The organism is Aromatoleum sp. (genome assembly GCF_035254505.1).
In the GTDB taxonomy this organism is placed as follows: domain Bacteria; phylum Pseudomonadota; class Gammaproteobacteria; order Burkholderiales; family Rhodocyclaceae; genus Aromatoleum.
Genome location: NZ_DATFAO010000017.1, coordinates 212,818 through 235,512 on the forward strand (window position 1 = coordinate 212,818; position 22,695 = coordinate 235,512).

Sequence of the window (22,695 nt, forward strand, 5' to 3'; positions counted from 1 at the left end):
TCCTTTTCGCGATTGCGGCTGGCTGGACACGGTGTCCCCTGAGCTTCGCCAGGGTCAGAACCAGACTTCCATCTGGGCGCCCACCAGCCACTTGCTCGAGCCTTTGAACTTCGTGGCGCCGAAGCCTTCGTTGGCGCTGCCATCGTAGCTGAAGCCGTTGAGCTGCTTGTCCCACTTCATCCAGCTCGCGAAGAGGCGCAGTTCGGGGCGCGCGAAGAAGCCCGCGCCGGTGTCGAGCTTGAAGGTCGGCGCGACCGTCAGCTTGTAGAAGTCGCCCTTGGCCTTCGAGAAGGTGCTGTCCAGGTTCATGTACTGGTAGCTGCCTTCGTACTGCATCGCGAAGTTCTTGTTGATCGAGTTGATCAGGCGCAGGTTCGCCGATGCCCACTTGTAGTCGTCGCCCTTGTTGAAGCGATCCTTGCTCACTTCGGCCATCACCGCGGGCGAGACTTTCCAGGTCGGCGAGAGATCGGCGATGCCGAAGCTCATCAGGCGTAGCGCGCGCGCTTCGTCGAGCAGATTGCCGACTGCGCCGAGCCGCTTGACCTCGGCGCCCAGGCCGTGCCCATAGAGAACGCCGAACTTCGACAGGCCGTCCGTCAGGCCGTAGAAGCTCGGAGCATGGTAGGCGAGCAGCCCGTGGTAGCCCCGGGTGGCGCGGCCCGTGTCGCCCTCGTCGTTGTTCGTCGCGCGCATCCCATTGAGCATCAGCTGCCAGTTGCCGATGTAGTTGTTGCTCGTCAGGACGTAGCTCTTGATGCTCTCGCTGCTGTCGTTGAGGAAGTCGCGGCCGTACACCGAAAGGTTCGTCTTCCAGTCCGGCGTGATTTGCGCGTCGTAGAACCCGGCGCCGGTACCCGACAGGAAGATGAAGTCGGAATCGAAGAAGTGGATGTCGAAGTTCTTCTTGTCGAAGCGCTTGCCCGCCCAGATCGATCCGTTCTCCAACGCCGTCCCCTTGAACATCGGCAGGCTGCCCAGCTCTGCGTAAGCCCAGCGGACATTCACACCGTTCTCGCCGCCGGTCCAGTCGTTGTTGCTGTTGACGCCGTCGGCCAGCATGAAGCCGAACTGTCCCCAGCTGCCGTCCGGATCACGGAAGTTCTTGATGAGCTTGGCCTCGACGTAGGTGTCGGTCTCAAGGCCGAGTCGGCCGACGGCGCCGCCCAGATTCCCGGCCGGCGTAATGTAGGGGCCGACGCCCTTGACCGTGAACATGTCATTGTTCGACACCGTGCCGGATCGCGCATAGCCGTGGAACTCGAAGGACGAGGCGGTCTCCGCCGCCGCCTTCGTCAGCGCCGCCGGCTGCGCGTCGCTCGCTGCCTTGGCGGCTGAAGCGGTGGTGTCGGCCTTCTGCGCGACGTCGCTCGCCTGCTGCGCGGTGGTCGTAGCTTGTTGGGCGGTGCTGGCGGCCTGCTGGGCCGCATTTGCCGCCTGCTGGGCGGCCGCGGTCACCGCGCGGAGCTGTTCTTCGAGCCGCTCGATGCGCGCCTCTAGATCCTCCACGCGCTTGCTCTTGCCCTGCTCCGCCGCGCCTGCGCTGCCGCAGAACGCAAGGGCAATCCCGATGGCAATGGCCGTCTGCCTGAACATCATTGTTGTCTCCTCGACTGTTGTAGGTGCTGCACCGTCGCTTCGATGCGCCTCTGCGGGCGCTCCCGAACGACGGGAAAAGTTCGGTTGAATCGCTCTCCTACTGGCCTGAGTGACGGGTCGTTCCTGCTCTGTCACGCGTCTATCACTCAAGTTGTAGCGAAGTGTAGAAAAGCTACCAACGAAACGCAAATGTTTTGTAGTTTTTTATCAATCGAGAGGTTTTTGAGGATGGGCGAGATGCCCGGCAACCAGCCGAAACTCCAGGCGCCGCAAGGTGAATGACGTGATTGCCGTGTGGCTTTGGGGCGGTCGTCAGACCCGATCGAGGAAGCGCGGGAGATGTTGTTTCGCTTCGATCGGATGTAGTGGGATGTAGGTTTCTTCCACAAAATCAATCAAAAGCGCTTTGGGTTTCGAGACGGATCTGCGCTCGAAGAGAGCGAATCGGGAAGGAAGTAGCCTGCGATGCGCGGCCGCGTAAGACAGTCCGCGGGACACACGAACGGAGTCCCGCCCAAGGCTATCCCGCGCTCGTCGGCGCGATATGGCACTCGGCGGTAGTCGGGAGCTGGACGGCCGGTCAGCTCGCGTGCGAGATCAGCGAGCCCAGGTCTCCGGGGTCGGACGGCGGTAGCGTTCGCGCATCCGTCTTGCGGTCATGCGACTGCGCTCCGCGGACCGCCACGCCGACCGCGAGCACGTCGAGCATCAGCAGATGCAGGATGCGCGAGATCATCGACAGGTGAGTCGAGATGTCTTCGGAGTGATCCACCGCGAGATGCACGGTCGCTTTCTTCGCGAGCGGCGAATGGCTCGCCGTGATGGCGATCACCGCGGCGCCGGCCGCCAGCGCGAGGTCGACGGCATGCAGGAGTTCGGGCAGCCGTCCGGAACTCGACACCGCGACGACGACGTCCCCCGGCCTCAGCAGCTCGGCGGCCATCGCTTCAAGGCGCGGATCTGCGTAGGCGACGGCCGGGATGCGGAGGCGGAAGAACTTGTACTGACCGTCTAGCGCGACGACGCTGGAATTGCCTGCGCCGTAGAACTCGATGCGCGACGCCCCCTGCAGCAGCCCGATTGCGCGGTCGACCGCGGCGGGATCGAGCTCATCACGCAGCCGCAGGATTGCCGACACCGTGTTGTCCAGCACCTTCGCCGACAGATCCGGCGCCGAGTCCCCTGCCCTGACCTGGCTATGGCGCACCGGGATCGTCCCGGTGAGGCCGGACGCGAGTTTCAGCCGGAATTCGGCGAGGCCGTTGAACCCGAGCGTGCGGCAGAAGCGGATTACAGTGGGTTGGCTGACGTCGGCATGCTGCGCGATGTCAGCGACCGGATCGCTCACGAAGCTGCGGGGCTGGTCGAGCAGGAACTGTGCGACGCGCTGTTCCGCCTTGCTGAAGTTCGGCAACACGGCGCGGACCTTTTCGAGCAACGGATTCTCGCTACGACCCGACTGCAGTTGGTGGCCCAAGATGGCCGACACGCCCTGGAAAGTGGCCTGCGGCGCCGTGACGACATAGGTCGGAATGCGCGCGACGTAGTCGGCAAGGCGCCCCTTGCTTTCGAAGCGCTGCCGGAAGGACGAACGCGCGAAAAGCGCCCCGAGCCGGGGCACGATGCCGCCGCCGATGTAGATCCCTCCGAGCGCGCCGAGCGTCACCGCGACATCGGACGCGACGGTGCCGAGCATGCCGCAGAAGCACTCGACGACCTCCGAACACAGCGCGTCGTCTCCCGTCAGCGCATGCGACACGATCTGTGCGGCGGCCAGCGGTTTCGTGACGGATACGGCATTGCGTTCGGCCAGCGCACGATACATCAGTTCCAGCCCCGGCCCGGAGACCAGCCGCTCCGCCGACACATGCGACAGTTCCCGCCATGCGAATTGCAGGATGCACATCTCGCGCTCGTCCGCCGGCGCAAAGCTCGTATGTCCGCCTTCACTGCCGAGCGTGACCCAGCGGTCCTCCGCCGGAATCAGGCCCGATACACCGAGCCCGGTTCCCGGCCCGATGAGCCCGATCACGTCGTCCCGGCGCGGCTCTCCGCCGCCCACCTGCACGCGGTCGCGCTCGGACAGGCGCGGCAGCGACATCGCCAGCGCAGTGAAACCGTTGACGACGAGCAGCGTATCGAGACCCAGCGCGCGCCGTGTTTCCTCGATCGAGAACTCCCAGGCACGGTTGGTCATCTTCACTAGATCGCCGTCGACGGGGGTCGCGATCGCGAGCGCCGCATGACGCGGCGGCGGCCCGGAGACCTGCCGGAGGTAGGACTGGACGAGGGGCACGATGCCCGCGTAATCGCCGCAATCGAGCAGCTCCACGGCCTCGATGCGTCCCGGGGCGCGTTCGAGCGCGAAGCGCGCGTTCGTTGCACCGATGTCCGCGAGCAGGCGCGGGCCGTCGGCAAACTCCTGTGCGGATTCCGGCTTCGCGTCGGCTCTTGCTTCCTTGTCCATCTCGACTCCAATGCCCCTGATGTGCGTATTTTGACGTATTGCGGCAGCGTCACATCGGCGATCTTCCGCTCCGACTCTGAGCCTGAAATGCTCGGTCGTGCACCTTGTGGCTCGATGTGATGGTGGCGATGACCTGGATCGGTAAGCAACCGCTTCAAACAGGTAGGCGGAATTCGATCAAGTTGTTCAGTAATCGGATTGATTAGTTTCATCCGTCCGCCCATAAAGCATAGAATCCGCGCTCCAACGTCATAGGGAAAAGCTTCTTGTACGCAACCAAGTACCGGTCTATCCAGAGCACATACATCGTCGCGGCGATCATTGCATTGTTAACGTCCGTCGACGCGGCCGCTCAGATGCAGAGTCAGAGCGGCATCTTTGAGATTGGAGACGCTCTGGGGGGCGCGTGGCCCAGCGGAGTATCACCCGATGGAACCGTGCTTATAGGTGTCGCAGCGTTCGAACGAGGAAGTGGAACCCACGGGTTCCGCTGGACTCGAGCAGGCGGCATGACTGATTTAGGCACCCTTGGCGGATGGAGTTCGTCAGTAAGTGGAGTATCTGCTGACGGCAGCGTCGTGATAGGAGAATCACTGACTACGACTTCTGCAACTCATGCCTTTCGATGGTCAACGACTGGCGGCATGGTCGATATAGGGACTCTGGGCGGGGGAGACTTTTCGTCAGCCTCTGGCGTTTCAGCTGATGGTGGTGTTGTGGTAGGTCTGTCCACGACCAGAACGACAAGTATGGAATCGCATGCCTTTCGCTGGACTTCGGCCGAAGGAATGACAGACCTCGGAACTCTGGGAGCCGGATATTCAGCTGCCTCGGCGGTGTCGGCCGATGGACGTGTCGTAGTGGGTGACGTCGGAGGTCACGCTTTTCGCTGGACGGCCTCCGACGGCATGGTCGATCTGGGCGGCGGCACTGCCCGAGCAGTCGGAGTTTCAGCCGATGGCAGCGTCGTGGTGGGCGATTCATTCACCAACAACGGGACAAGATCTGCTTTCCGATGGACTCAAAGTGGCGGCATAACTGATCTGAGCCCTCTCGGCTCAAATGATTGCTATGCCATTGGACTTTCCGCGGACGGCAGCGTGGTCATAGGTGACGCGATATTCCAGAATACTTCCGCCTATCATGCCTTCCGCTGGACACAGCAAAGTGGCACGGTCGACCTTGGCAGCCTCGGTGGAGAGGGGGCATGGGCAAGAGCTGTTTCAGCGGACGGTCGTGTGGTGGTCGGGACTGCTTGGACGGCCGGCAACGGGAACTTACGAGCATTTCGTTGGACGCAAGCTAGCGGCATGCAGAGCGTCGAAGACTGGCTTAGGACAAATGGTGTTACGGTTGGCAGGGACATGACCTATGGGGCAGTTGCCACTAGTAGTGATGGTAGCGTCGTAGTCGGACAAACCGACGCCGCCACAACATTCGTTGCTCGTGTTTCAGGCGACGGTAGCGGCCTGATTACGCTCGCCGACGTGCAGAAAAGTCTCTACTCGACTGCAACGAGCAGTGCGCAGGCACTTTCTCTTGCAAGCACAGCGATCAACGGCGCGCATAGCCGCCCTTTGTCCGGGCGAGTTGCCACGGGACAAAGGACCTTTTCGGTAGCCGGAGATTGGGGGCGAGACGACGATGGTTCGCGCTCGGGCGAGCTGGGTCTGGCAGAGGCTGGTCTGGGTTATAACTTCGGTCCGGCGCAAATAAACCTGTCTCTTGGCCAAACCAGGTCCACGCAAGGCTTGACTTTGGGCGGCCGTGCCAAGGTCGAAGGCACTTACGTTCTAGCCGAGGCGCTAATTCCTGTCACCGGCGATTTTTGGGCAACGCTGGGCGCGTATGGCAGTTTAGGCGAGGCCAGCCTAAGAAGAGGTTATTTCAATGCCGGTGTTCCGGATTACTCGACTGCAACACCAAACACCAGAATATGGGGGGTACGCAGCCGACTTGATTGGGACAACGCGTTGCACGCCGCCGGCACAGATTTTTCCCCTTATGTCGATTTGACTTATAACGAAGTGAAACTGGACGCCTACACGGAGATCGGCGGTGGTTTTCCGGCGCGTTTTGATGCCCAAAAGGACAAGGCGACAGAGTTGCGGCTGGGCGTAAACACCATGATTCCGTTGCCGGACAATATGCGTCTTTTAAGCTGGGTGGAGGCGGCACGCCGCTTCGAAAAAGATGGGGCGCGAAGTACCGGGGAGGTTATAGGCATGCTTGCCTTCAACTTGCCAGGCCAGAGCTTTCCACAAAACTGGTTGCGTATTGGGACCGGGCTCGAGTGGCAGCTTGCCGGGGGAACGGCAACATTATCAGCGAATGCAACCACCCAAGGTCCAACGCCGAGTTTCTGGTTGGCGACCAACTGACAATCGGTGTTCTAAGCGGCGGTCAAATAATCTACCCGGCAAGGCGGTCCGGTCGGCGATGTGGGACTGCAGCGAGTTTCTCGGCGATGTGTCTCTAGCCCGGCGCTTGCGCCGCAGTGGGCGGAGCGGGCGACTGCTGTGGCGTGGTACGGCTGCATGGCCCGGAGAGGCCGCTATCGCCTGGTGACGTTGGGTGGACGTGATCGAACGCATTCACTAGAATGAAGTAACGTGGAATAATGCTGGAGAATGCAATGCGAAAACAGCCCGACCCCTCCCCAGCCGACCGTGCGAGCGTGCTGCGACAGGCCGTGAGCGAAGCCGCAAAGCGCCTCCAAATTGGCCCGACCGACCTCGGGCAGATCATCGGCGTCAGCCAGCCGACCGCGTCGCGCCTGCTGAAGGGCGAGTACGATCTGCGTGCATCCACCAAGGAGTGGGAACTCTCCGCGTTTGTCGTGCGGCTCTACCGCTCGCTTTTTTCCCTGGTGGGTGGTGACGACAGCCTCGCTCGCGGCTGGCTGCACGCGCCGAACCGCGCTTTCCCTGGGCAGCGCCCGATCGATCTGATCAAGCGTGTCGACGGTCTGATCCATGTCTGCGAATACCTGGACGCCTACCGCGCTCGCGTCTGAAGTCCAGCCATGGTCCGGCTCGGGCTGGCGCGCGGTCGAGGCCCAGCACAAGGTCGCCACGATGGCCCTCGTCGGCGGGGACCTCACCCATCAGGCCTTGCTTGAAGACATCCTCGAAGAAGCCAAGCCTCAACTCCCGGAGGTGACTCGGGGGCTGCACTGGCTGCTTGCAACGCCTTTCCGCTACTGGCCGCTGCCGGGCGGTTCGCGCTTTCGTCGCCGGCACGATCCCGGCGTGTTCTATGGTGCGGAGGAACGGCAGACCGCATGCGCCGAAAGCAGCTATTGGCGCCTTCGCTTCTGGATGGACAGCGAGTTTCTCCAGGGGCAGTCGAAATCGGTACCCATCACGCTCTTCGAGTTCTTCGGGGCGACGCAACGGGCGCTGGACCTCTCGAAATCTCCTCTGGTCGATGATCGCGCCATGTGGATGCATCCCTCCGACTATTCGGCGACCCAGCAGCTCGCCGAGACGGCCCGCCAAGCCGAGGTCGAAGCCATCCGCTACGAGTCCGTGCGCCGTACAGGCGGTCGCTGCCTCGCCCTGCTTGTCCCGGACGTCTTCAAGGCGGTAGCGGAACCGTATCGCAACACCCAGCAGAGCTGGATGCTCCTGATCCAGCCGCCTCATCGCGTCGTGTGGCAACGCGAACTATCGGGTGAAAACTGGTTGTTCGAGTTTTCCGCCTAGATGCGGAAACGCCAAGTTTCTGAACATCGACGGCCTTCCACGATCTCAAGAGGAAACTCGGTCAGCCGAATGGCTCGCGACGTAGTTTTGCTACGGCCGTAAACGTCTGTGATGCTGTAATTTTGTAACAGACTTCCATCCGCCGACCTGGATAAAGGGTGAGCCCGACTTCGCCCGAAAGCCGGATTTGTTCTGAATTATGGCGAGTTCTCACGAGTGAAGGGACTCGGCAAGAGAAGAACTCCGGTGACGGCGGCCGAGCGGTTTTCCCGATGCCGACTTGCCTTGTCTGTAATTAAATTACAGAATGAGTCCAACGAATGCCTTCGGGCGTACTCAGCGAAGAGGTCTCCATGGCACTTCCCCGCTCTCTCGATCTGGTCATCTTCGGCGGCACCGGTGACCTCGCGATGCGCAAGCTGTTGCCTGCGCTGTATCACCTGCATTGCGACACGCTCCTGCCTGAGGAAGTACGCATCGTCGGCGTCGCGCGCGATGTGCTGGACGACGACGCTTACCGCGGCTTTGCGCGCCAGCACGCGGAGCGCTTCATCGGCAAGGATCTCAAGCCGGCGGTGTGGGCGAGCTTTGTCGAGCGTCTCGCCTACGCGCAGGTCGACGCGCTGCAGGCCGACAGCTTCGCCGCGCTCGCCGAACGCCTGAATGCCCGCCCGGACGGCCAGCGCGTCTTTTATCTGTCGACCGCGCCTAGCCTGTTTACGACGATCACCCGCCACCTTCACGGCGCCGGGCTGGTTGCGACCGACAGCCGCGTGGTCGTCGAAAAGCCGCTCGGCCACGATCTCGCGTCCTCGCGCCAGATCAACGACGAGGTTGGGCGCTACTTCGGTGAGGATCAGACCTATCGGATCGACCACTACCTCGGCAAGGAGCCGGTGCAGAACCTCCTCGCGCTGCGCTTCGGCAATGCGCTGTTCGAACCGCTGTGGCGGCGCGACTGGGTGCGCGACGTGCAGATCACGGTGGCCGAACAGGTCGGTGTCGAGGGGCGCGGCGAGTTCTACGACCGTGTCGGCGCGATGCGCGACATGGTCCAGAACCACCTGCTGCAGCTGCTGTGCATCGTCGCGATGGAGCCGCCCGCCTCGATCGCACCCGACGCGGTACGCGATGAGAAGCTGAAGATCCTGCGCGCCTTGCGCCCCTTCGGCTTGGCCGACGTCGCGACGCGAACCGTTCGCGGCCAGTACAAGGCCGGGGCCAGCGGTGGCCAGCCGGTGCCGGGCTACCTCCAGGAACCGGGCATTCCCGCCGATAGCCGTACTGAAACCTTCGTCGCACTGAAGGCCGAGATCAACACCTGGCGCTGGGCGGGCGTGCCCTTCTTCCTGCGCACGGGCAAGCGGATGCAGGAAAAGGTCGCCGAGATCGTCATCAACTTCCGCTCCGTGCCGCACTCGATCTTCGGTGTGCCCGCGACGCCTCAGCACGCCAACCGGATGGTGATCCGCATGCAGCCTGAGGAAAGGGTCGACCTACATCTGCTTGCGAAGCAGCCGGGCGACGTGATGCAACTCCATCCGGTGCAACTCGACCTCGACTTCGCCGAAGCCTTTCGTACGCGCCGGCTGGAAGCCTACGAGCGCCTGCTGATGGACGTCATGCGCGGCAATTTGACCTTGTTCGTGCGCCGCGACGAGCAGGAGGCCGCGTGGCGTTGGGTCGAGCCGATCATGGCGGGGTGGCAGGCCGCAGACGATCGGCCGAAACCGTATACCGCCGGCACCTGGGGCCCGGCCGGATCGAGTGCGTTGCTGTCGCGCGACGGGCTTTCGTGGCACGAAGAAATCTGAACAGAATCGAGGAAGGACTACCAGATGTTTTCCGGCTCTCCCGACACTTTTCCGCGCCTCGTCGGCGACATCGGCGGCACGAATGCGCGTTTCGCCTTCATCGGTGCGCCCGACGAAGAGATCAGCGCGATGCGCACCCTGCCCTGCTCGGACTTCCCCGGCCCGGCGGAGGCGATCGAGCACTACCTCGCGGTCAGCAAGCTTCTGCGCCCGCGCTGGTGCGCCTTCGGTATCGCGAACCCGGTCGACGGCGACTTCATCCGCATGACGAACCACGACTGGGCGTTCTCGATCCTCAAACTGCGAGAGCGTCTCGGGCTCGACCGCCTGAAGGTGATCAATGATTTCACCGCGCTGGCCATGGCACTGCCCGCGTTGAGCCCGGAGGATCTCGTTCAGGTCGGCCGTGGAGAAGCGACGGTCGGTCGTTCGATCGGCTTGGTTGGAGCTGGCACCGGCCTCGGTATCTCCGGCCTGATTCCTTGCGGTGGCGATTACGTTCCACTCGAGGGTGAAGGCGGCCACGTCACACTGGCCGCGAGCAACGCCCACGAAGCCGAATTGATCGCATGGCTTTCGACGCGCTATCGGCACGTCTCGGCGGAGCGCGTGCTCTCGGGCCCGGGGCTCGTCGCGCTCTACGAAGCGCATGCCTCGGTTGCGGGCGTCGATGTGGAGCCGTTGACGGCGGCACAAATCAGCAGTCGCGCGCTCGACGGCACTTGTCCGCTATGCGTGGAAACGCTGCAATCCTTCTGCGCCTTCCTTGGCACGGTCGCGGGAGACCTCGCCCTGATCCTCGGGGCACGCGGCGGGGTCTATGTGGGCGGAGGCATCGTCCCGAAGCTCGGCGACTTCTTCGTCCACTCGCCCTTCCGCGAACGCTTCGAGGAAAAGGGACGCTTCCGGGACTACCTCGCGCAGATCCCCACCTACGTGATCCACGCGCCCTACCCCGGCCTGCTCGGTGCGGCGCGCGCGCTCGACCGCGCCGCTCAGGAAGTCTGATTCGGCTCGCGCCGGACAGAACCCCTACTGGGCCAGCTCGGCGCGGTCGCGGAAGAACGCCAAAGCCTCCGGGTTCGCCAGGGCTTCCTGGTTCTTCACCGGCCGCCCATGCACGACGTTGCGCACTGCAAGTTCGACGATCTTTCCGCTCTTCGTGCGCGGGATGTCGGCCACTTGCAGCACCTTCGCCGGCACGTGGCGCGGCGTGGTGTTGTCGCGGATCGTCTGCTTGATACGGGCGATGAGCGCGTCGTCGAGCGTGAGGCCTTCGCGGAGCTTCACGAAGAGCACGACGCGGACGTCGTTCGGATTCTGCGGCGGCCAGTCCTGGCCGATCACGAGGGACTCGACGACTTCCTCCAAGCGCTCGACCTGGCGGTAGATTTCGGCGGTGCCGATGCGCACTCCCCCCGGGTTCAACGTCGCGTCCGAACGGCCGTGAATGACGAGGCCGCCGTGCTCGGTGATCTCGCAGAAGTCGCCGTGACACCACACGTTCGGGAAGCGGTCGAAGTAGGCCGCGTGATACTTCGAGCCGTCCTCGTCGCCCCAGAAGCCGATCGGCATCACGGGGAAGGGTTTCGTGCAGACGAGCTCGCCCTTTTCCCCATTCCGCCCGCGCAGCGGTTTCCCCTCGTCGTCCCACACGTCGACCGCCATGCCGAGGCCGCGGCACTGGATCTCGCCGCGCCACACCGGCAGCACCGGCGAGCCGAGGACGAAGCACGAGATGATGTCGGTACCGCCGGAGATCGACGACAGTTGCAGGTCGGCCTTGATGTCGCGATAAACGTAGTCGAAGCCTTCCGGCACCAGCGGGCTGCCCGTGCTCATCATCGCGCGTACGCTTGCAAGGCTGTGCGTCTCGCGCGGTTTCAGGCCGAATTTCGCTGCGGCGTCGATGAATTTTGCGGACGTGCCGAAGTGCGTCATCCGTTCGGCGTCGGCGTAGTCGAAGAGGATCTGGTTGTCCGACGCGAAGGGCGAGCCGTCGTAGAGGAGCAGCGTCGCGCCGGCGGCGAGGCCGGAGACGAGCCAGTTCCACATCATCCAGCCGCAGGTCGTGAAGTAGAACAGGCGGTCACCGGGCTTCACGTCGGCGTGCAGGCGATGCTCCTTCAGGTGCTGCAGCAGCGCCCCGCCCGCGCAATGCACGATGCACTTCGGCACGCCGGTCGTGCCCGACGAGTACATGATGTAGAGCGGATGATCGAAAGACAGCGGCGCGAAGCGGATGTCGTCGACGTGCTGGAAAGGCGCGACGAATTCGGCCCACATGTGGGCGTGCGGCACGTGCTTGAGGTCGTGTTCGGCATGCACATAAGGGACGACGACGACGCGCTTCACCGACGGAAGCTGGCGCACGATGTCGCCGAGCTTGGCGAGAACGTCGATCGTCTTGCCGCCGTAGAAGTAGCCGTCGCAGGCGACGAGCACCTTCGGCGCGGTCTGACCGAAGCGGTCGACCACGCCCTGCACGCCGAAGTCGGGCGACGCGGAGGTGAAGATCGCGCCGATGCTCGCCGCGGCCAGCATCGCGATGATCGTCTCGGGCATGTTCGGCATATAGGCGGCAACGCGGTCGCCCTTCTGCACGCCGTGATCGCGCAGTGCAGCGGCGAAGTGCGCGACGGCCCGGTATAGCTCGCCGTGCGACATGCGGTTCTGCACGTGGTCTTCGCCCCAGAAGACGAGTGCGTCCTTTGCGTCGCGCGAGCGCAGCAGGTTCTGCGCGAAGTTCAGACGTGCGTCGGGGAACCACTTCGCGCCGGGCATGCGGTCGCCGCCGACCAGCACGCGCTCGCCGCGTTCGCCGATGACGCCCCCGTCCTCCCACACGCTCGTCCAGAACAGCTCGGGCGCGGCGACGGACCAGGCGTGCAGCGCATCGTAGTCGGGCAGCGAGACGCTCCAGCGCTTTTCGGCCGCGAGGCGGAAAGCGGTCACGTTGGCGGACGCGACGCGATCCGCGGAAGGCGTCCAGAGCGGAGCGACGGTGGTGTCGGTCATGGGAGCTCCTCAGTGTTTCGTTGATGGACCGGGGCTGCCGGCAGCGCCCGGGTCCGTGTCGTTATCGTTCTATCGCCTCGGCGGCGAGCACATCGACCCATATCTCAGGACGCAATAGGCGAAGCACATTGCGTCCTACGCATTACGGGTTCCGTATCATCTTCATCTTATTCTATCGGCAAGCTGCCTTCGGCATCACGCGTAGCTTCGCGCGACGACGGGCGCGGGCTCTTGGCGCTTCCTGCCCGGAATATGGCGCTTGACGAGGCCGAGCGCGACGAGCGCGAACACCATCGCAACGCCGAGCATCGACAGGTAGGCCGAAGCCCCGCCAGAGGTGATCACGGCCGCCCCTGCGAAGGAGCTCAGGATCGCGCCGAGCCGGCCGAAGGACAAGGCCGACGCGGTGCCGGTCGCACGGACCAGGGTCGGATAGACGTAGGCGCACAGCGCGTACATCGGGGCCTGCACCGCATTGACGAACATGCCGTGGATGCCGAGGCCGATCATCAGCATGTTGGTGTTGTCGGCGATGTTCACGCCCTTCAGCAGGAAGGCGCTCGTCGCGGCGCCGATGCAGCAGACGATCAGTGCGACGCGCGAGCCGAAGTGGCCGATCGCCAGCGCGCAACCGAGTGCGCCCACCACGCCGCCGAGGTTGTAGGCGGTCAGACCCGAACTCGCGAGCGTCACCGGCAGCCCTTCGGCCGCGAGCATCGTCGGCAGCCAACTGAAAGCGCTGTAGGTCGCGAGCATCACCATGAAGAAGCCGCCCCAGATCGCGAGCGTGTCACGGGCGCGGCCCGGTTCGAAGAGCGAGCCGAAGCCGGCGCGTTGTTCGGCACCCTGCTCGGCGGCATCCGCAAAGGCGGTGTCGGCCTTGGTCGGTCGCGCCATGCGGGCGAGGAGATTGCGCAGCTCGGCCCAGCGCTCGGCTTGGCGGGCGAGGTAGCGCGGCGATTCCGGCAGCTTCGCGAGGAGCAGCAGGCTGTACGCGATGGGCAGCGCGCCGCCAATCCAGAAGAGGCCGCGCCAGCCGAGCACAGGGAGGATCGAACTCGCGAACAGGCCCGCAAGCATCCCGCCCAGCGGATAGCAGACGATGGTCGCGGTCACCGCGAGGGTGCGGCGATTAGCCGGCGTGAACTCGGCCGTCATCGTCGAGGCGCTCGGCAGCGCGCCGCCGATGCCGAGGCCGGCGATCAGGCGCAGTAGGGCGATGGTGGTTACATCCGGTGCGAAGCCGATCGCGCAGGTCGCCGCACCGAAGAGGAAAACGCTCACGGCGAGCACGAGGCGGCGGCCAATGCGGTCCGCGACCAGGCCGGCGAACGCGGAGCCGAACGCCATGCCGACGAGGCCTGCGGCGACGGCGGGGGCGAAGGCCGTGCGGGTGATCCCCCATTCCTTGATGATCATCGGGATCGCGAACCCGATCAGCTGGCCGTCGAAGCCATCCATGATGATCGCGAAGGCCGAGAGCATGACCACGATCTTCTGCATCGCAGTGAAGGGGCCGTGGTCGAGCACGCCGCCGATGTCGACGGCACCTGCCGCCGCTGAGGCTTTCAGCATGATGTTTGTCTCCGTTGAAGTTTTGATGTCGCGCGACGCGAGTTTTTGGCGTCGCGCGGGCGCAACGGGTCCGCCCTGCCCCGTTCTATGCGGGGCTTGGGAGCGAAACCTTGGATTGCCGGGTTGTGTCGTTGAGTGCTGCCTACGCGGCGAGCCCGGCGACCGTGTTCTCGATACGGCCGAAGATGCTGTGGCCGGCCGCGTCGAACATCTCGATGCGCACCGTATCGCCGTCGCGCATGAAGGACGTCTCGGGCTTGCCCTGTTCGATCGTCTCCCAGGTGCGGACCTCGGCGAGGCAGCAGTAGCCGACGCCGCCGTGCTCGATCGACGAGCCCCACAGGTCGCCCGCCTTGTTCGAGACGGTGCCCGAACCAATGATCGAACCGGCTTCGAGTTCGCGCGTCTTCGCGACGTGGGCGACGAGCTCGCCGAAGCTGAAAGTCATGTCGACACCGGCGTTGGGCTTGCCGAAGAGGCGGTCGTTGAGATGCACGACGAGCGGCAGATGCACCTTCGCGTCACGCCACGCGTCACCGAGTTCGTCCGGCGTGACTGCGACCGGCGAGAAGGCCGAAGCCGGCTTCGACTGGAAGAAGCCGAAGCCTTTCGCGAGCTCGTTCGGGATCAGACCGCGCAGCGAAACGTCGTTTACCAGCGTCACGAGGCGGATCGCCTTCGCCGCCTGCTCGGGCGTGGCGCCCATCGGGACGTCGCCAGTCACAACGGTGACTTCGGCCTCGAAGTCGATGCCCCAGCTCTCGTCCGCAACGACCTTGTCGCGCGGGCCGATGAAGCTGTCCGAGCCGCCCTGATACATCAGCGGGTCGGTGTAGAAGCTCGCCGGCACTTCCGAGTCACGCGCGCGGCGCACGAGCTCGACGTGATTCAGGTAGGCCGAGCCATCCGCCCACTGGTAGGCGCGCGGCAGCGGCGAGTGACAGGCGGCTTCATCGAAGGGCTGCGAATCCACCGCGCCGCTGTTGAGCGCCTCGTAGACCTGGCGCAACTGCGCTTCGCAGTCGGACCAGTTGTCGAGCGCCGCCTGCAGCGTGCGGGCGATCGCCGGAACAGCGCGGCAGCGTGTGAGGTCGCGGCTGACGACGACCAGCGTGCCGTCGCGGCCGCCTTGCTTGAGGGTCGCGAGTTTCACTTGAACATCTCCTTGTAGCTGCCGTCGTGCATCCACGCCGCGTGCTTCGGCGCTTTCTTCGTCTGCGCCCACTCTTCGAGCATCGCCCACTTCACTTCGTCGAGGGCCTCGAACATCTTCGGCGACGCGGTGTTCGCGGCGAGCTCCAGGCGATGGCCGTTCGGGTCGAAGAAGTAGATCGACTGGAAGAGCGCGTGGTCGGTCGGTCCGATGACCTCGATGCCTTCGGATTCGAGCCGCGCCTTCGCTGCGAGCAGCACCTCCATCGACTCGACTTCGAGCGCGAGGTGCTGCGTCCAGGCGGGGGTGTTCTGGTCGCGGCCCATCGTCGGACACGTCGGCAGCTCGAAGAACGCAAGGACGTTGCCCATCCCGGCGTCGAGGAAGATGTGCATGTAGGGGTCGGCTTCGCCGGTCGAGGGCACCGCGTCTTCGGCGATCGACAGGACCAGCTTCATGCCGAGGTGTTTCTCGTACCAGCGTGCGGTCGCCAGTGCGTCGTGGCAACGGTATGCGACGTGATGGATCTTTTTGACGAGTGTGCTCATGTCTGCTTGTCTCCTCCGCCGTCGACGGCGGTTTTCAGATTTCGAATAAATAGCTGATCCAAAGCGCTTTCTTTGCCGCGTCCTGCTGTTTCACGGTTCTTGCGAGCCCTTTTAGGGAACCTTCGTTGCTGGAAAGAGCCCCATAGCCCACACCGGAGAGCAATCCCATGCCCATCACCCCAGCACAAGTCGCACAGTTGCGCGCTGCGATGGAGCGGCGGCGCGAGCAACTGTTCGACGAAATCGCCCTCGTCCGATCCCGCGCCGACGAGAATCCCGCGAAGGAAGCTTTTGGCGTCGCGGACGTCGGCGACGAATCGGTCGCGAGCCACCAGACCGACGTCGACAACGCCGCCGTCGAACGTGACGCCCGCGAAGTCCGGGACATCGACGCCGCCCTCGTCCGCATGGACGACGGCAGCTACGGCACCTGCATCGACTGCGGGCAGGACATCGACCCCGCGCGGCTGTCGGTGTCTCCCACGTCGATCCGCTGCACGCCCTGCCAGGAGCGGTACGAACAGACCTACGGCAGCGGCGCGGCCTCGAGCCTGTAGCCGCGCGCGGCTGCGTGGAGGCATGTCAGGCGACGTCCGCACGGGCAATGCTCATCGCCTCGCGCAGCACCGACAGGTCGCCGATGTGGTTCGCGAGCAAGAGGATCAGGCGTGCGTTGACCATCGCGCTCTGCTCGTCGGTGAGCTCGCGGTGGGTCTCGATCAGGGCCTCGTAGAAATCGTCACCGGGCGAAAAGGCGCGGAAGTGGCGCTTGCCGGGTTCATGCAGGTTCGGTTGCGTGTTGAGTGCCATGGCGGTCTCCATCAGGCGTTGCAGGTCGCGCGGGCCACGGCGGCACGCACTTTGGTGACGTCCAGCGCGCGCCAGCGGGCGGCGACATGCTGGTCGGGGCGGACGAGGTAGCTCGTGCCTTCGCGCAGGTCGAAGCGTTCGCGCACGCGCCCCTTCGCGTCGATCAGCGTCTTGAGCCCGGCCGGTGCGGTGCCGCGCTCGGCGACGACGATCGCCTCGACGGGAATCGGCGCATCGATCAGGCTGCGCAGCGCCTGCGTGGTGGTGGCATCGAGCGCGCTCGCATCGGGGATGTAGTGCAGCAGATGGAAGCGGTTGCCGACCGCGCCGAGCAGCCATTGCGTGCCGTCGCCCGTCTGGATCGGGGCGTCGTCGAGCGGCGCGCCCGGGATCATGTTGCCGCCGAAGACGTCGCTGTCGGCCGTGTTCAGGCGCGAATCGGCTAGGAAGCTCGGCACTGAGAGCCGCCCCGAGTTCACCAGCGCGCGGGCGAAGGCATGGTTCTCCGCAAGGCCCAGCACCGCGTTGCGGAAGGTCTTGCTGACCGCGCTCTTGGGCGTGATGAAATCCGTCGAGCGCGTCGAGTTCATGAGGTTCTCGTCGGCGGCGTAGCAGCGCTCTTCCGAGTAAGTGTCGAGCAGCGTCGCGGGCGCCTTGCCGTCCATCACGAGCTTGAGCTTCCAGACGAGGTTGTCCGTGTCCTGGATTCCCGAGTTTGCGCCGCGGGCGCCGAAGGGCGAGACCTGGTGCGCGGCGTCGCCGACGAAGAGCACGCGGCCGTGGTTGAAGCGGTTCATGCGGCGGCACTGGAAGGTGTAGACGCTGACCCATTCGAGCTCGAATTCCCTATCGTCCCCAAGCATCGCCTTGATACGCGGGATCACGTTCTCGGGCTTCTTCTCTTCCTCGGGATCGACGTCCCAGCCCAACTGGAAATCGATGCGGAACACGTTGTCCGCCTGGCGATGCAGCAGCACGGACTGGTTGCGGTGGAACGGCGGGTCGAACCAGAACCAGCGTTCGGTTGGGAAGTCCGCCTTCATCACGACGTCGGCGATCAGGAAGCGGTCCATGAAGATCTTGCCGTCGATGTCGAGGCCCAACAGCGTGCGGATCGGGCTGCGCGCGCCGTCCGCGACGATCAGCCAGTCGGCGTGGATCGTATAGGCGCCATCCGAGGTCTCGACGCGTAGCGTCGCGCTGCCCTCGGCCGGCGTCACACCGATCACCGTGTTCTTGAAGCGGATCTCGAGGTTCGGCAGCTGGCGCGCGCGCTTGATCAGGTCGTCTTCGAGGTAGTACTGCTGCAGGTTGATCATGCCCGGCCGGTGATGGTCCGGCTCGGGGCACAGGTTGAAGTTGAAGACCTCCTCCTCGCGGAAGAAGGTGCGGCCGACGTTCCAGGACACGCCCTTCTGCACCATCTCTTCGGCGCAGCCTAGGCGGTCGAGCACTTCGAGCGTGCGCTTCGCGTAGCAGACGCCGCGCGAGCCGATCGACACCGTGTCGTCGTTGTCGAGCAGCAGCACGCGCTGGCCCTGCTGCGCGAGGTCGATCGCGGCGGTGAGGCCTACGGGGCCGGCGCCGACGATCACCACCGGGTAGTGCCCGTCGCGGCCCTCTGCGATCTCGGGCGGGCGGACGTACTCGAACTTCGGGTATTGGAACGTGCTCAGCACGGGTGTCTCCTCCATGTGTTTTACGATTCCGGGCCAGCCTCTTGGCGTGCGTCGGCCCGGAGTCCTGCACCGATGACGGTGCGACTCTGATCGGCTGATCGCTCAGCCATGAAAATCGGGGATTGGAGCCGTCAGCGGGCGAACGGCTCCAGCAGCGTCATTCCTGCAGCGAATGCCACATCTGCTGGTCGCGCTCGGCGGTCCAGATGCGCGGGTCGCGGATGCCGCTTGCCTCGTCGTGCGCACGGGTCACGTCGAAGGGCAGGCAGTGCTCGTAGATGAAGACCTTGCCGAACTTCGGATCCATGTTCTTGCGGGTGTGCGCCATCGTCGCCTTCAGGTCGAAGCCCTGCGCGACCGCTTCCTGCGCGCTGCGGTACAGCGTCGAGACGAAGTCGCGGGTGTAGCCGAGGCCGGAATCGACCGCTTCGCGGCCGATCAGCGCCGGGCCGCGACCCGGGACGAGCGTCTCGAATTTCATCGCCGCGAGCCTGTCGAGCGTCTGCGGCCAGTCGGCGAGATACGCGTCGCCGGTGTAGCAGGCGGCGTCCGCTTCGACGAGGTCGCCCGAGAAGCAGATGTTCTGCGACGGCAGATAGACGACGGTGTCGCCCTTCGTATGGCCGCGGCCGAGCTGCTTGATCTTCACTTCGAGCTTGCCCATCCAGACGGTCATCTCGCCTTCGAAGGTCATCGTCGGCCAGGTCAGGCCCGGCACGCTCTCGACGGCCTGGAAGAGGCGCGGGAAGCGGCCGATCTCGGAATCCATGTCCTGCTGGCCGCGCTCGACGATGAGGTCCCAGGTGTCGCGGCTTGCGATGACCTGCTCCAGGCCTTCGCTCTTGTAGCCCGAGGCACCGAGCACGCGCACCGCATGGTAGTGCGTCAGCACGACGTACTTGATCGGCTTGTCGGTGATCTCGCGCACCTTGGCGATCACGCCCTGCGCGGCGACGGGCGTCGCGGTGGCGTCGATGATCATCACCGAGTCGTCGCCGATGATCACGCCGGTGTTCGGGTCGCCCTCGGCCGTGTAGGCATAGGCGTTATCGGAGAGCTTTTCCCAGCTGATCTTCTTTTCTTCGAGGTCGGCGTGCGAGGCGAATTTTTTTGCGCTCATGGTTTGTGGTCTCTGTTCGGTGGGTGGATGTGCGAATCCTAGACTTCGATTCGTCTATCGTCAACCGATTCGACAATGATTAATCGTGCAGGCACGAGACGCACAAATGCAAACGCCCGCGTTGCCGCGGGCGATCGGGTGATGCATGAACGGAGGAGACGCGCGACCGGTGTGGTCGCGGCACGTCGGAAATGCAGTCTTACACGGGCTTGCCCGAGGGCGAATATGCCGGCGCCCGGCCGGCCGCCTTGGCGACCGCCGATTCCGCGGTCCTCGAAATATCGCGCCAGGGCTTGGTGAAGGCATCGAAAGCCCCCTTCCATTCATCGGAGAACGGAAGTTGAACCGCGGGCATCCCGAACTGGCGTCCGAGAATCTGAGCCGACTGAACCTGCGCGTTGGTCACGGTTTCATAGCTATCGCGGCTATACGCAAGCGCCTTTTCGATCAGGGACTGTCCCACGGCGGCGGGAACGGTCACTGCGTTTCCGCTTACGCTGGCCTTGGCCGCAGCGACGCAGTCGTCTACCGCTGCGCGGGACACGGCGACGGTACTCTCGGCGAGGTGTTCGACGCAGTCCAGATAGACTTGGGACAATGCCAGGAAGGCATCAATACCTTGCAGGTTGATCCGTCTTTCGGTACTCATGTGGGGCGTGGGAGACATTGGTATTCCTCTTCAGTGATCGCGCACAACAGAGAATCCAGAACGAATTCATCTCGACAATCGGAGCTGGCCGACTCAATCGAGTATGGCCCTTTGAGACCCCGAGTCCATCCTTATTTTGTAACGCGAAACCTCGTTGCCGAAAGCATGAATCAGGAATCCGGAATAGGTTTCCGCTTCTGTTCATACATCAGACGGTCGGCCTGCCGGAGGCGATCGAGCAGGCTCGCCTCGGACGCCGGATCGCACTCCACGATGCCGGTACTCAACGAGATCCGGTAGGGCGAATCGGATCGGGCGGCGAAGTCTGCGAGGCTATCGCGGATGCGGGCGAGGAGCACCTCGGGATGCGCCGCGTCGATCGTGAACACCGCGAATTCGTCGCCGCCGATGCGGGCGATCACGTCCGCATCGCGAAAGCAGTCCTGCAGGATTTGGGCGGTATCCTCGATGAGGTGGTCGCCGACATCGTGACCATAGGTGTCGTTGGCCGTCTTCAGGCCGTCGATGTCGACGAAAACGAGCGCGGCTTGCACTTGCTGACGCCGGGCGAGCTTGATGCTGCGTTCGGCGTGCAGGAAGAATCCCCTGCGGTTCAGGAGGCCGGTCATCACGTCCGTGACGGCAATCCTGTGGATGTCCTCCTCGAGTGAGTCGCGTCGTAGTAGTTCGACGGCATGCACGCGTGTCGCTTCCGCGAGCTCCTCCGTCTTCGCGACGATCCGGTCTTCGAGAGACTGCCGGAAGCCGATGTTGCCGAGGGCCGCGCCGGTGATCTCCCCGAGCAGGCGCAAAGCGGGAATCAGCCGGGCGAGCTCCTCGCGCTGACCCTGGCGGTACCAGACCGATACCAATGCGCCGAGAGGCCTCCCCGGCGGGAACGGATACGCGATGAGGCTTGCGACGCTGGGCGCGGACAGCTTCTTGTCATCCGCCCCCCCCTCCGGGGCCATCTCGGGCAGCAGAATCGGCGTGCGGTCGGCGATCGCCCTGCGCGCATGGATCAGCAGTTCGGACGAATCCGGTGCAGGGCTCAAACCTTTGCGATTGCCGAGTTCGATGACGTACTCGCGCTCGCCGTCCTGAACGACGAGAAGGCTGCCGTCGGAACGAAGAAGCTCAGAGACGGCCTGCCCCGCCAGTTCGAGCACGCCCGGCAGGTCGGAGGCTTGCAGGAAATCACGCGCCAAGGCGAGCAGGCGTCGGAGCACCGAGGAGTTTTCCGCGGGCCCATTGGCCATGACAATTCTCCCTGACGGATGCCCCCTGCGTTTTCAAGCGACGGGAGCGGGGTTGGAGCGGCAGGCCGTGCGCAGCCTCCTCACGACTGCGTTTACGCTAGCAGAATATGCGCGCCCTTCCCCGAATTGCGTTATGCCGTTACCGAATCCAGCACGGGATAGTCGATGTAGCCGGTCGCTCCCGGCGTGTAGAAGGTTTTCGGGTTAGGCGTGTTGAGCGGCGCGCCGTGCTTCAGGCGCTGTACGAGGTCCGGATTTGCGATGAAGAGGCGTCCGAATGCCACCGCGTCCGCCCTGCCCGACTCTACCGCGTCGATCGCCATCGCCCGGTCGTAGCCGTTGTTCGCGATGTAGGTGCCCTTGAAGGTCTTGCGCGCCCAGGCAAAGTCGAAGCCCGGCACGTCGCGCGGGCCGCCGGTGGCGCCTTCGACGAAGTGGATGAAGGCGATGCCGCGCTTGTTCAGCTCTTCGACCAGATAGCCGAAGACCGCCTGCGGATGGCTGTCCGACAGATCGTTGGCCGGCGTGACCGGCGACAGGCGGATGCCGACGCGGCCCGCCCCGATCTCGGCGACGACTGCGTCAATGACCTCCAGCGCAAAGCGCGCGCGGTTCTCAACCGAGCCGCCGTATTGGTCGGTGCGCCGGTTCGCGCCGTCGCGCAGGAACTGGTCGACCAGATAGCCGTTGGCGCCGTGGATCTCGACGCCGTCAAAGCCCGCGCGGATGGCGTTCGCCGCCGCACGGCGGAATTCCTGCACGACGCCGGCGATTTCCTCGACGCTCAGCGCGCGCGGTTCGGGCACTTCGACCTTGCCGTTGTGCGTATAGGCGACGACATTCGGCCTGACCGCCGACGGGGCGACCGGCTGCGCTCCACCGGTCAGATCCGGGTGCGTGATACGGCCGACGTGCCAGATCTGCGCAACAATCTTGGAGCCCGCTTCATGCACGGCCTGCGTAATCGGCTTCCAGCCTTCGACCTGGGCGTCCGAGTAGATGCCCGGCGTGGCCATGTAACCCTTTCCGACCGGGGACACCTGCGTGCCCTCGGAGATGATCAGGCCCGCGTTGCTGCGCTGGCGGTAGTACTCGATGTTCATCGGGCTGCCCGGGATGTCGCCGCTCGCTTCGTCGGCGCGGCTGCGCGTGAGCGGGGCCATCACGATGCGGTTTGCGACTTCGATGTCGCCGACCCGGCCGGGCTGGAAGAGCTTGAAGTTGTCTGCGCCGCTGACGGCGTGGGGCAAGGGAGCGTTCATGTCGTCGGACTCCGTGGTCAAAAGTGGATCGAAAG

18 protein-coding genes are annotated in these 22,695 nt (G+C 64.3%); 6 read left to right on the forward strand and 12 right to left on the reverse strand.

The window, feature by feature from the left end; translation table 11 throughout:
* Positions 1–54 precede the first annotated feature (54 nt).
* Both VJ673_RS03405 and VJ673_RS03410 read right to left on the reverse strand, forming a co-directional pair.
* On the reverse strand, positions 55–1,599 hold the full coding sequence (locus VJ673_RS03405; protein ID WP_324124622.1) for a carbohydrate porin: 1,545 nt from the start codon (positions 1,597–1,599) through the stop codon (positions 55–57).
* 580 nt (positions 1,600–2,179) lie between these two features.
* Positions 2,180–4,066, reverse strand: a complete 1,887-nt coding sequence (locus VJ673_RS03410; protein WP_324124623.1) for a glucokinase — start codon at positions 4,064–4,066, stop codon at positions 2,180–2,182.
* Positions 4,067–4,422: 356 nt separating this feature from the next.
* Between VJ673_RS03410 and VJ673_RS03415 the strand changes: the two genes are divergently transcribed.
* The 5 genes from VJ673_RS03415 to VJ673_RS03435 all read left to right on the forward strand — a co-directional run bounded on the left by VJ673_RS03415 (position 4,423) and on the right by VJ673_RS03435 (position 10,595).
* Positions 4,423–6,447, forward strand: coding sequence for an autotransporter domain-containing protein (locus tag VJ673_RS03415; protein WP_414635626.1), 2,025 nt, complete (start codon positions 4,423–4,425; stop codon positions 6,445–6,447).
* 254 nt (positions 6,448–6,701) lie between these two features.
* On the forward strand, positions 6,702–7,082 hold the full coding sequence (locus tag VJ673_RS03420; protein WP_324124624.1) for an antitoxin Xre/MbcA/ParS toxin-binding domain-containing protein: 381 nt from the start codon (positions 6,702–6,704) through the stop codon (positions 7,080–7,082).
* A complete protein-coding gene (locus tag VJ673_RS03425; protein ID WP_324124625.1) occupies positions 7,042–7,773 on the forward strand; it encodes an RES family NAD+ phosphorylase in 732 nt (243 codons plus the stop codon). Before VJ673_RS03420 ends, VJ673_RS03425 begins: the two co-directional genes overlap by 41 nt.
* 353 nt (positions 7,774–8,126) lie before the next feature.
* Positions 8,127–9,587, forward strand: coding sequence for a glucose-6-phosphate dehydrogenase (gene zwf / locus VJ673_RS03430; protein ID WP_324124626.1), 1,461 nt, complete (start codon positions 8,127–8,129; stop codon positions 9,585–9,587).
* Positions 9,588–9,611: 24 nt separating this feature from the next.
* Entirely contained in the window at positions 9,612–10,595 is a 984-nt protein-coding gene (locus tag VJ673_RS03435) for a glucokinase (protein WP_324124627.1), read from the forward strand.
* A 24-nt stretch (positions 10,596–10,619) separates the two neighbouring features.
* On the opposite strand, the gene VJ673_RS03440 is transcribed toward VJ673_RS03435, so the two are convergent.
* The 4 genes from VJ673_RS03440 to VJ673_RS03455 all read right to left on the reverse strand — a co-directional run bounded on the left by VJ673_RS03440 (position 10,620) and on the right by VJ673_RS03455 (position 15,881).
* Positions 10,620–12,605, reverse strand: a complete 1,986-nt coding sequence (locus VJ673_RS03440) for an acetoacetate--CoA ligase (protein WP_324124629.1) — start codon at positions 12,603–12,605, stop codon at positions 10,620–10,622.
* 195 nt (positions 12,606–12,800) lie between these two features.
* Positions 12,801–14,180, reverse strand: a complete 1,380-nt coding sequence (locus tag VJ673_RS03445) for an MFS transporter (protein ID WP_324124630.1) — start codon at positions 14,178–14,180, stop codon at positions 12,801–12,803.
* Between the two features lie 142 nt (positions 14,181–14,322).
* A complete protein-coding gene (locus VJ673_RS03450; RefSeq protein ID WP_324124631.1) occupies positions 14,323–15,333 on the reverse strand; it encodes a fumarylacetoacetate hydrolase family protein in 1,011 nt (336 codons plus the stop codon).
* Positions 15,330–15,881 (reverse strand): VOC family protein, encoded by a 552-nt coding sequence (locus tag VJ673_RS03455; protein ID WP_324124632.1) that lies wholly within the window; start codon positions 15,879–15,881, stop codon positions 15,330–15,332. The genes VJ673_RS03450 and VJ673_RS03455 overlap by 4 nt, the downstream gene beginning before the upstream one ends.
* A gap of 167 nt (positions 15,882–16,048) precedes the next feature.
* On the opposite strand from VJ673_RS03455, the gene VJ673_RS03460 reads away from it, so the two are divergent.
* Positions 16,049–16,438, forward strand: coding sequence for a TraR/DksA family transcriptional regulator (locus tag VJ673_RS03460; protein ID WP_324124633.1), 390 nt, complete (start codon positions 16,049–16,051; stop codon positions 16,436–16,438).
* Between the two features lie 25 nt (positions 16,439–16,463).
* On the opposite strand, the gene VJ673_RS03465 is transcribed toward VJ673_RS03460, so the two are convergent.
* The 6 genes from VJ673_RS03465 to VJ673_RS03490 form a co-directional block, all read right to left on the reverse strand.
* Entirely contained in the window at positions 16,464–16,691 is a 228-nt protein-coding gene (locus VJ673_RS03465) for a DUF2783 domain-containing protein (RefSeq protein WP_324124634.1), read from the reverse strand.
* 11 nt (positions 16,692–16,702) lie between these two features.
* A complete protein-coding gene (locus VJ673_RS03470) occupies positions 16,703–18,370 on the reverse strand; it encodes an FAD-dependent oxidoreductase (RefSeq protein ID WP_324124635.1) in 1,668 nt (555 codons plus the stop codon).
* A gap of 157 nt (positions 18,371–18,527) precedes the next feature.
* Positions 18,528–19,490, reverse strand: coding sequence for an MBL fold metallo-hydrolase (locus tag VJ673_RS03475; RefSeq protein WP_324124636.1), 963 nt, complete (start codon positions 19,488–19,490; stop codon positions 18,528–18,530).
* Between the two features lie 199 nt (positions 19,491–19,689).
* Positions 19,690–20,157, reverse strand: coding sequence for a phasin family protein (locus tag VJ673_RS03480; RefSeq protein WP_324124637.1), 468 nt, complete (start codon positions 20,155–20,157; stop codon positions 19,690–19,692).
* A gap of 152 nt (positions 20,158–20,309) precedes the next feature.
* Complete coding sequence (locus VJ673_RS03485; RefSeq protein WP_324124638.1) at positions 20,310–21,398, reverse strand: GGDEF domain-containing protein; 1,089 nt, start codon at positions 21,396–21,398, stop codon at positions 20,310–20,312.
* 131 nt (positions 21,399–21,529) lie between these two features.
* Positions 21,530–22,660: an alkene reductase gene (locus tag VJ673_RS03490; RefSeq protein WP_324124639.1), complete on the reverse strand. Its 1,131-nt coding sequence runs from the start codon at positions 22,658–22,660 to the stop codon at positions 21,530–21,532.
* Between the last annotated feature and the right edge of the window lie 35 nt (positions 22,661–22,695).

What these genes read in the sequence shown, in the direction of transcription:
- VJ673_RS03455 (WP_324124632.1), bottom strand. Translation starts at nt 15,881, where the DNA reads ATGAGCACACTCGTCAAAAAGATCCATCACGTCGCATACCGTTGCCAC.
- VJ673_RS03415 (WP_414635626.1), top strand. Translation starts at nt 4,423, where the DNA reads ATGCAGAGTCAGAGCGGCATCTTTGAGATTGGAGACGCTCTGGGGGGC.
- VJ673_RS03440 (WP_324124629.1), bottom strand. Translation starts at nt 12,605, where the DNA reads ATGACCGACACCACCGTCGCTCCGCTCTGGACGCCTTCCGCGGATCGC.
- VJ673_RS03435 (WP_324124627.1), top strand. Translation starts at nt 9,612, where the DNA reads ATGTTTTCCGGCTCTCCCGACACTTTTCCGCGCCTCGTCGGCGACATC.
- VJ673_RS03465 (WP_324124634.1), bottom strand. Translation starts at nt 16,691, where the DNA reads ATGGCACTCAACACGCAACCGAACCTGCATGAACCCGGCAAGCGCCAC.
- VJ673_RS03480 (WP_324124637.1), bottom strand. Translation starts at nt 20,157, where the DNA reads ATGTCTCCCACGCCCCACATGAGTACCGAAAGACGGATCAACCTGCAA.
- VJ673_RS03425 (WP_324124625.1), top strand. Translation starts at nt 7,042, where the DNA reads ATGTCTGCGAATACCTGGACGCCTACCGCGCTCGCGTCTGAAGTCCAG.
- VJ673_RS03485 (WP_324124638.1), bottom strand. Translation starts at nt 21,398, where the DNA reads ATGGCCAATGGGCCCGCGGAAAACTCCTCGGTGCTCCGACGCCTGCTC.
- VJ673_RS03405 (WP_324124622.1), bottom strand. Translation starts at nt 1,599, where the DNA reads ATGATGTTCAGGCAGACGGCCATTGCCATCGGGATTGCCCTTGCGTTC.
- VJ673_RS03420 (WP_324124624.1), top strand. Translation starts at nt 6,702, where the DNA reads ATGCGAAAACAGCCCGACCCCTCCCCAGCCGACCGTGCGAGCGTGCTG.
- VJ673_RS03410 (WP_324124623.1), bottom strand. Translation starts at nt 4,066, where the DNA reads ATGGACAAGGAAGCAAGAGCCGACGCGAAGCCGGAATCCGCACAGGAG.
- VJ673_RS03490 (WP_324124639.1), bottom strand. Translation starts at nt 22,660, where the DNA reads ATGAACGCTCCCTTGCCCCACGCCGTCAGCGGCGCAGACAACTTCAAG.
- VJ673_RS03475 (WP_324124636.1), bottom strand. Translation starts at nt 19,490, where the DNA reads ATGAGCGCAAAAAAATTCGCCTCGCACGCCGACCTCGAAGAAAAGAAG.
- VJ673_RS03460 (WP_324124633.1), top strand. Translation starts at nt 16,049, where the DNA reads ATGCCCATCACCCCAGCACAAGTCGCACAGTTGCGCGCTGCGATGGAG.
- VJ673_RS03445 (WP_324124630.1), bottom strand. Translation starts at nt 14,180, where the DNA reads ATGCTGAAAGCCTCAGCGGCGGCAGGTGCCGTCGACATCGGCGGCGTG.
- zwf (WP_324124626.1), top strand. Translation starts at nt 8,127, where the DNA reads ATGGCACTTCCCCGCTCTCTCGATCTGGTCATCTTCGGCGGCACCGGT.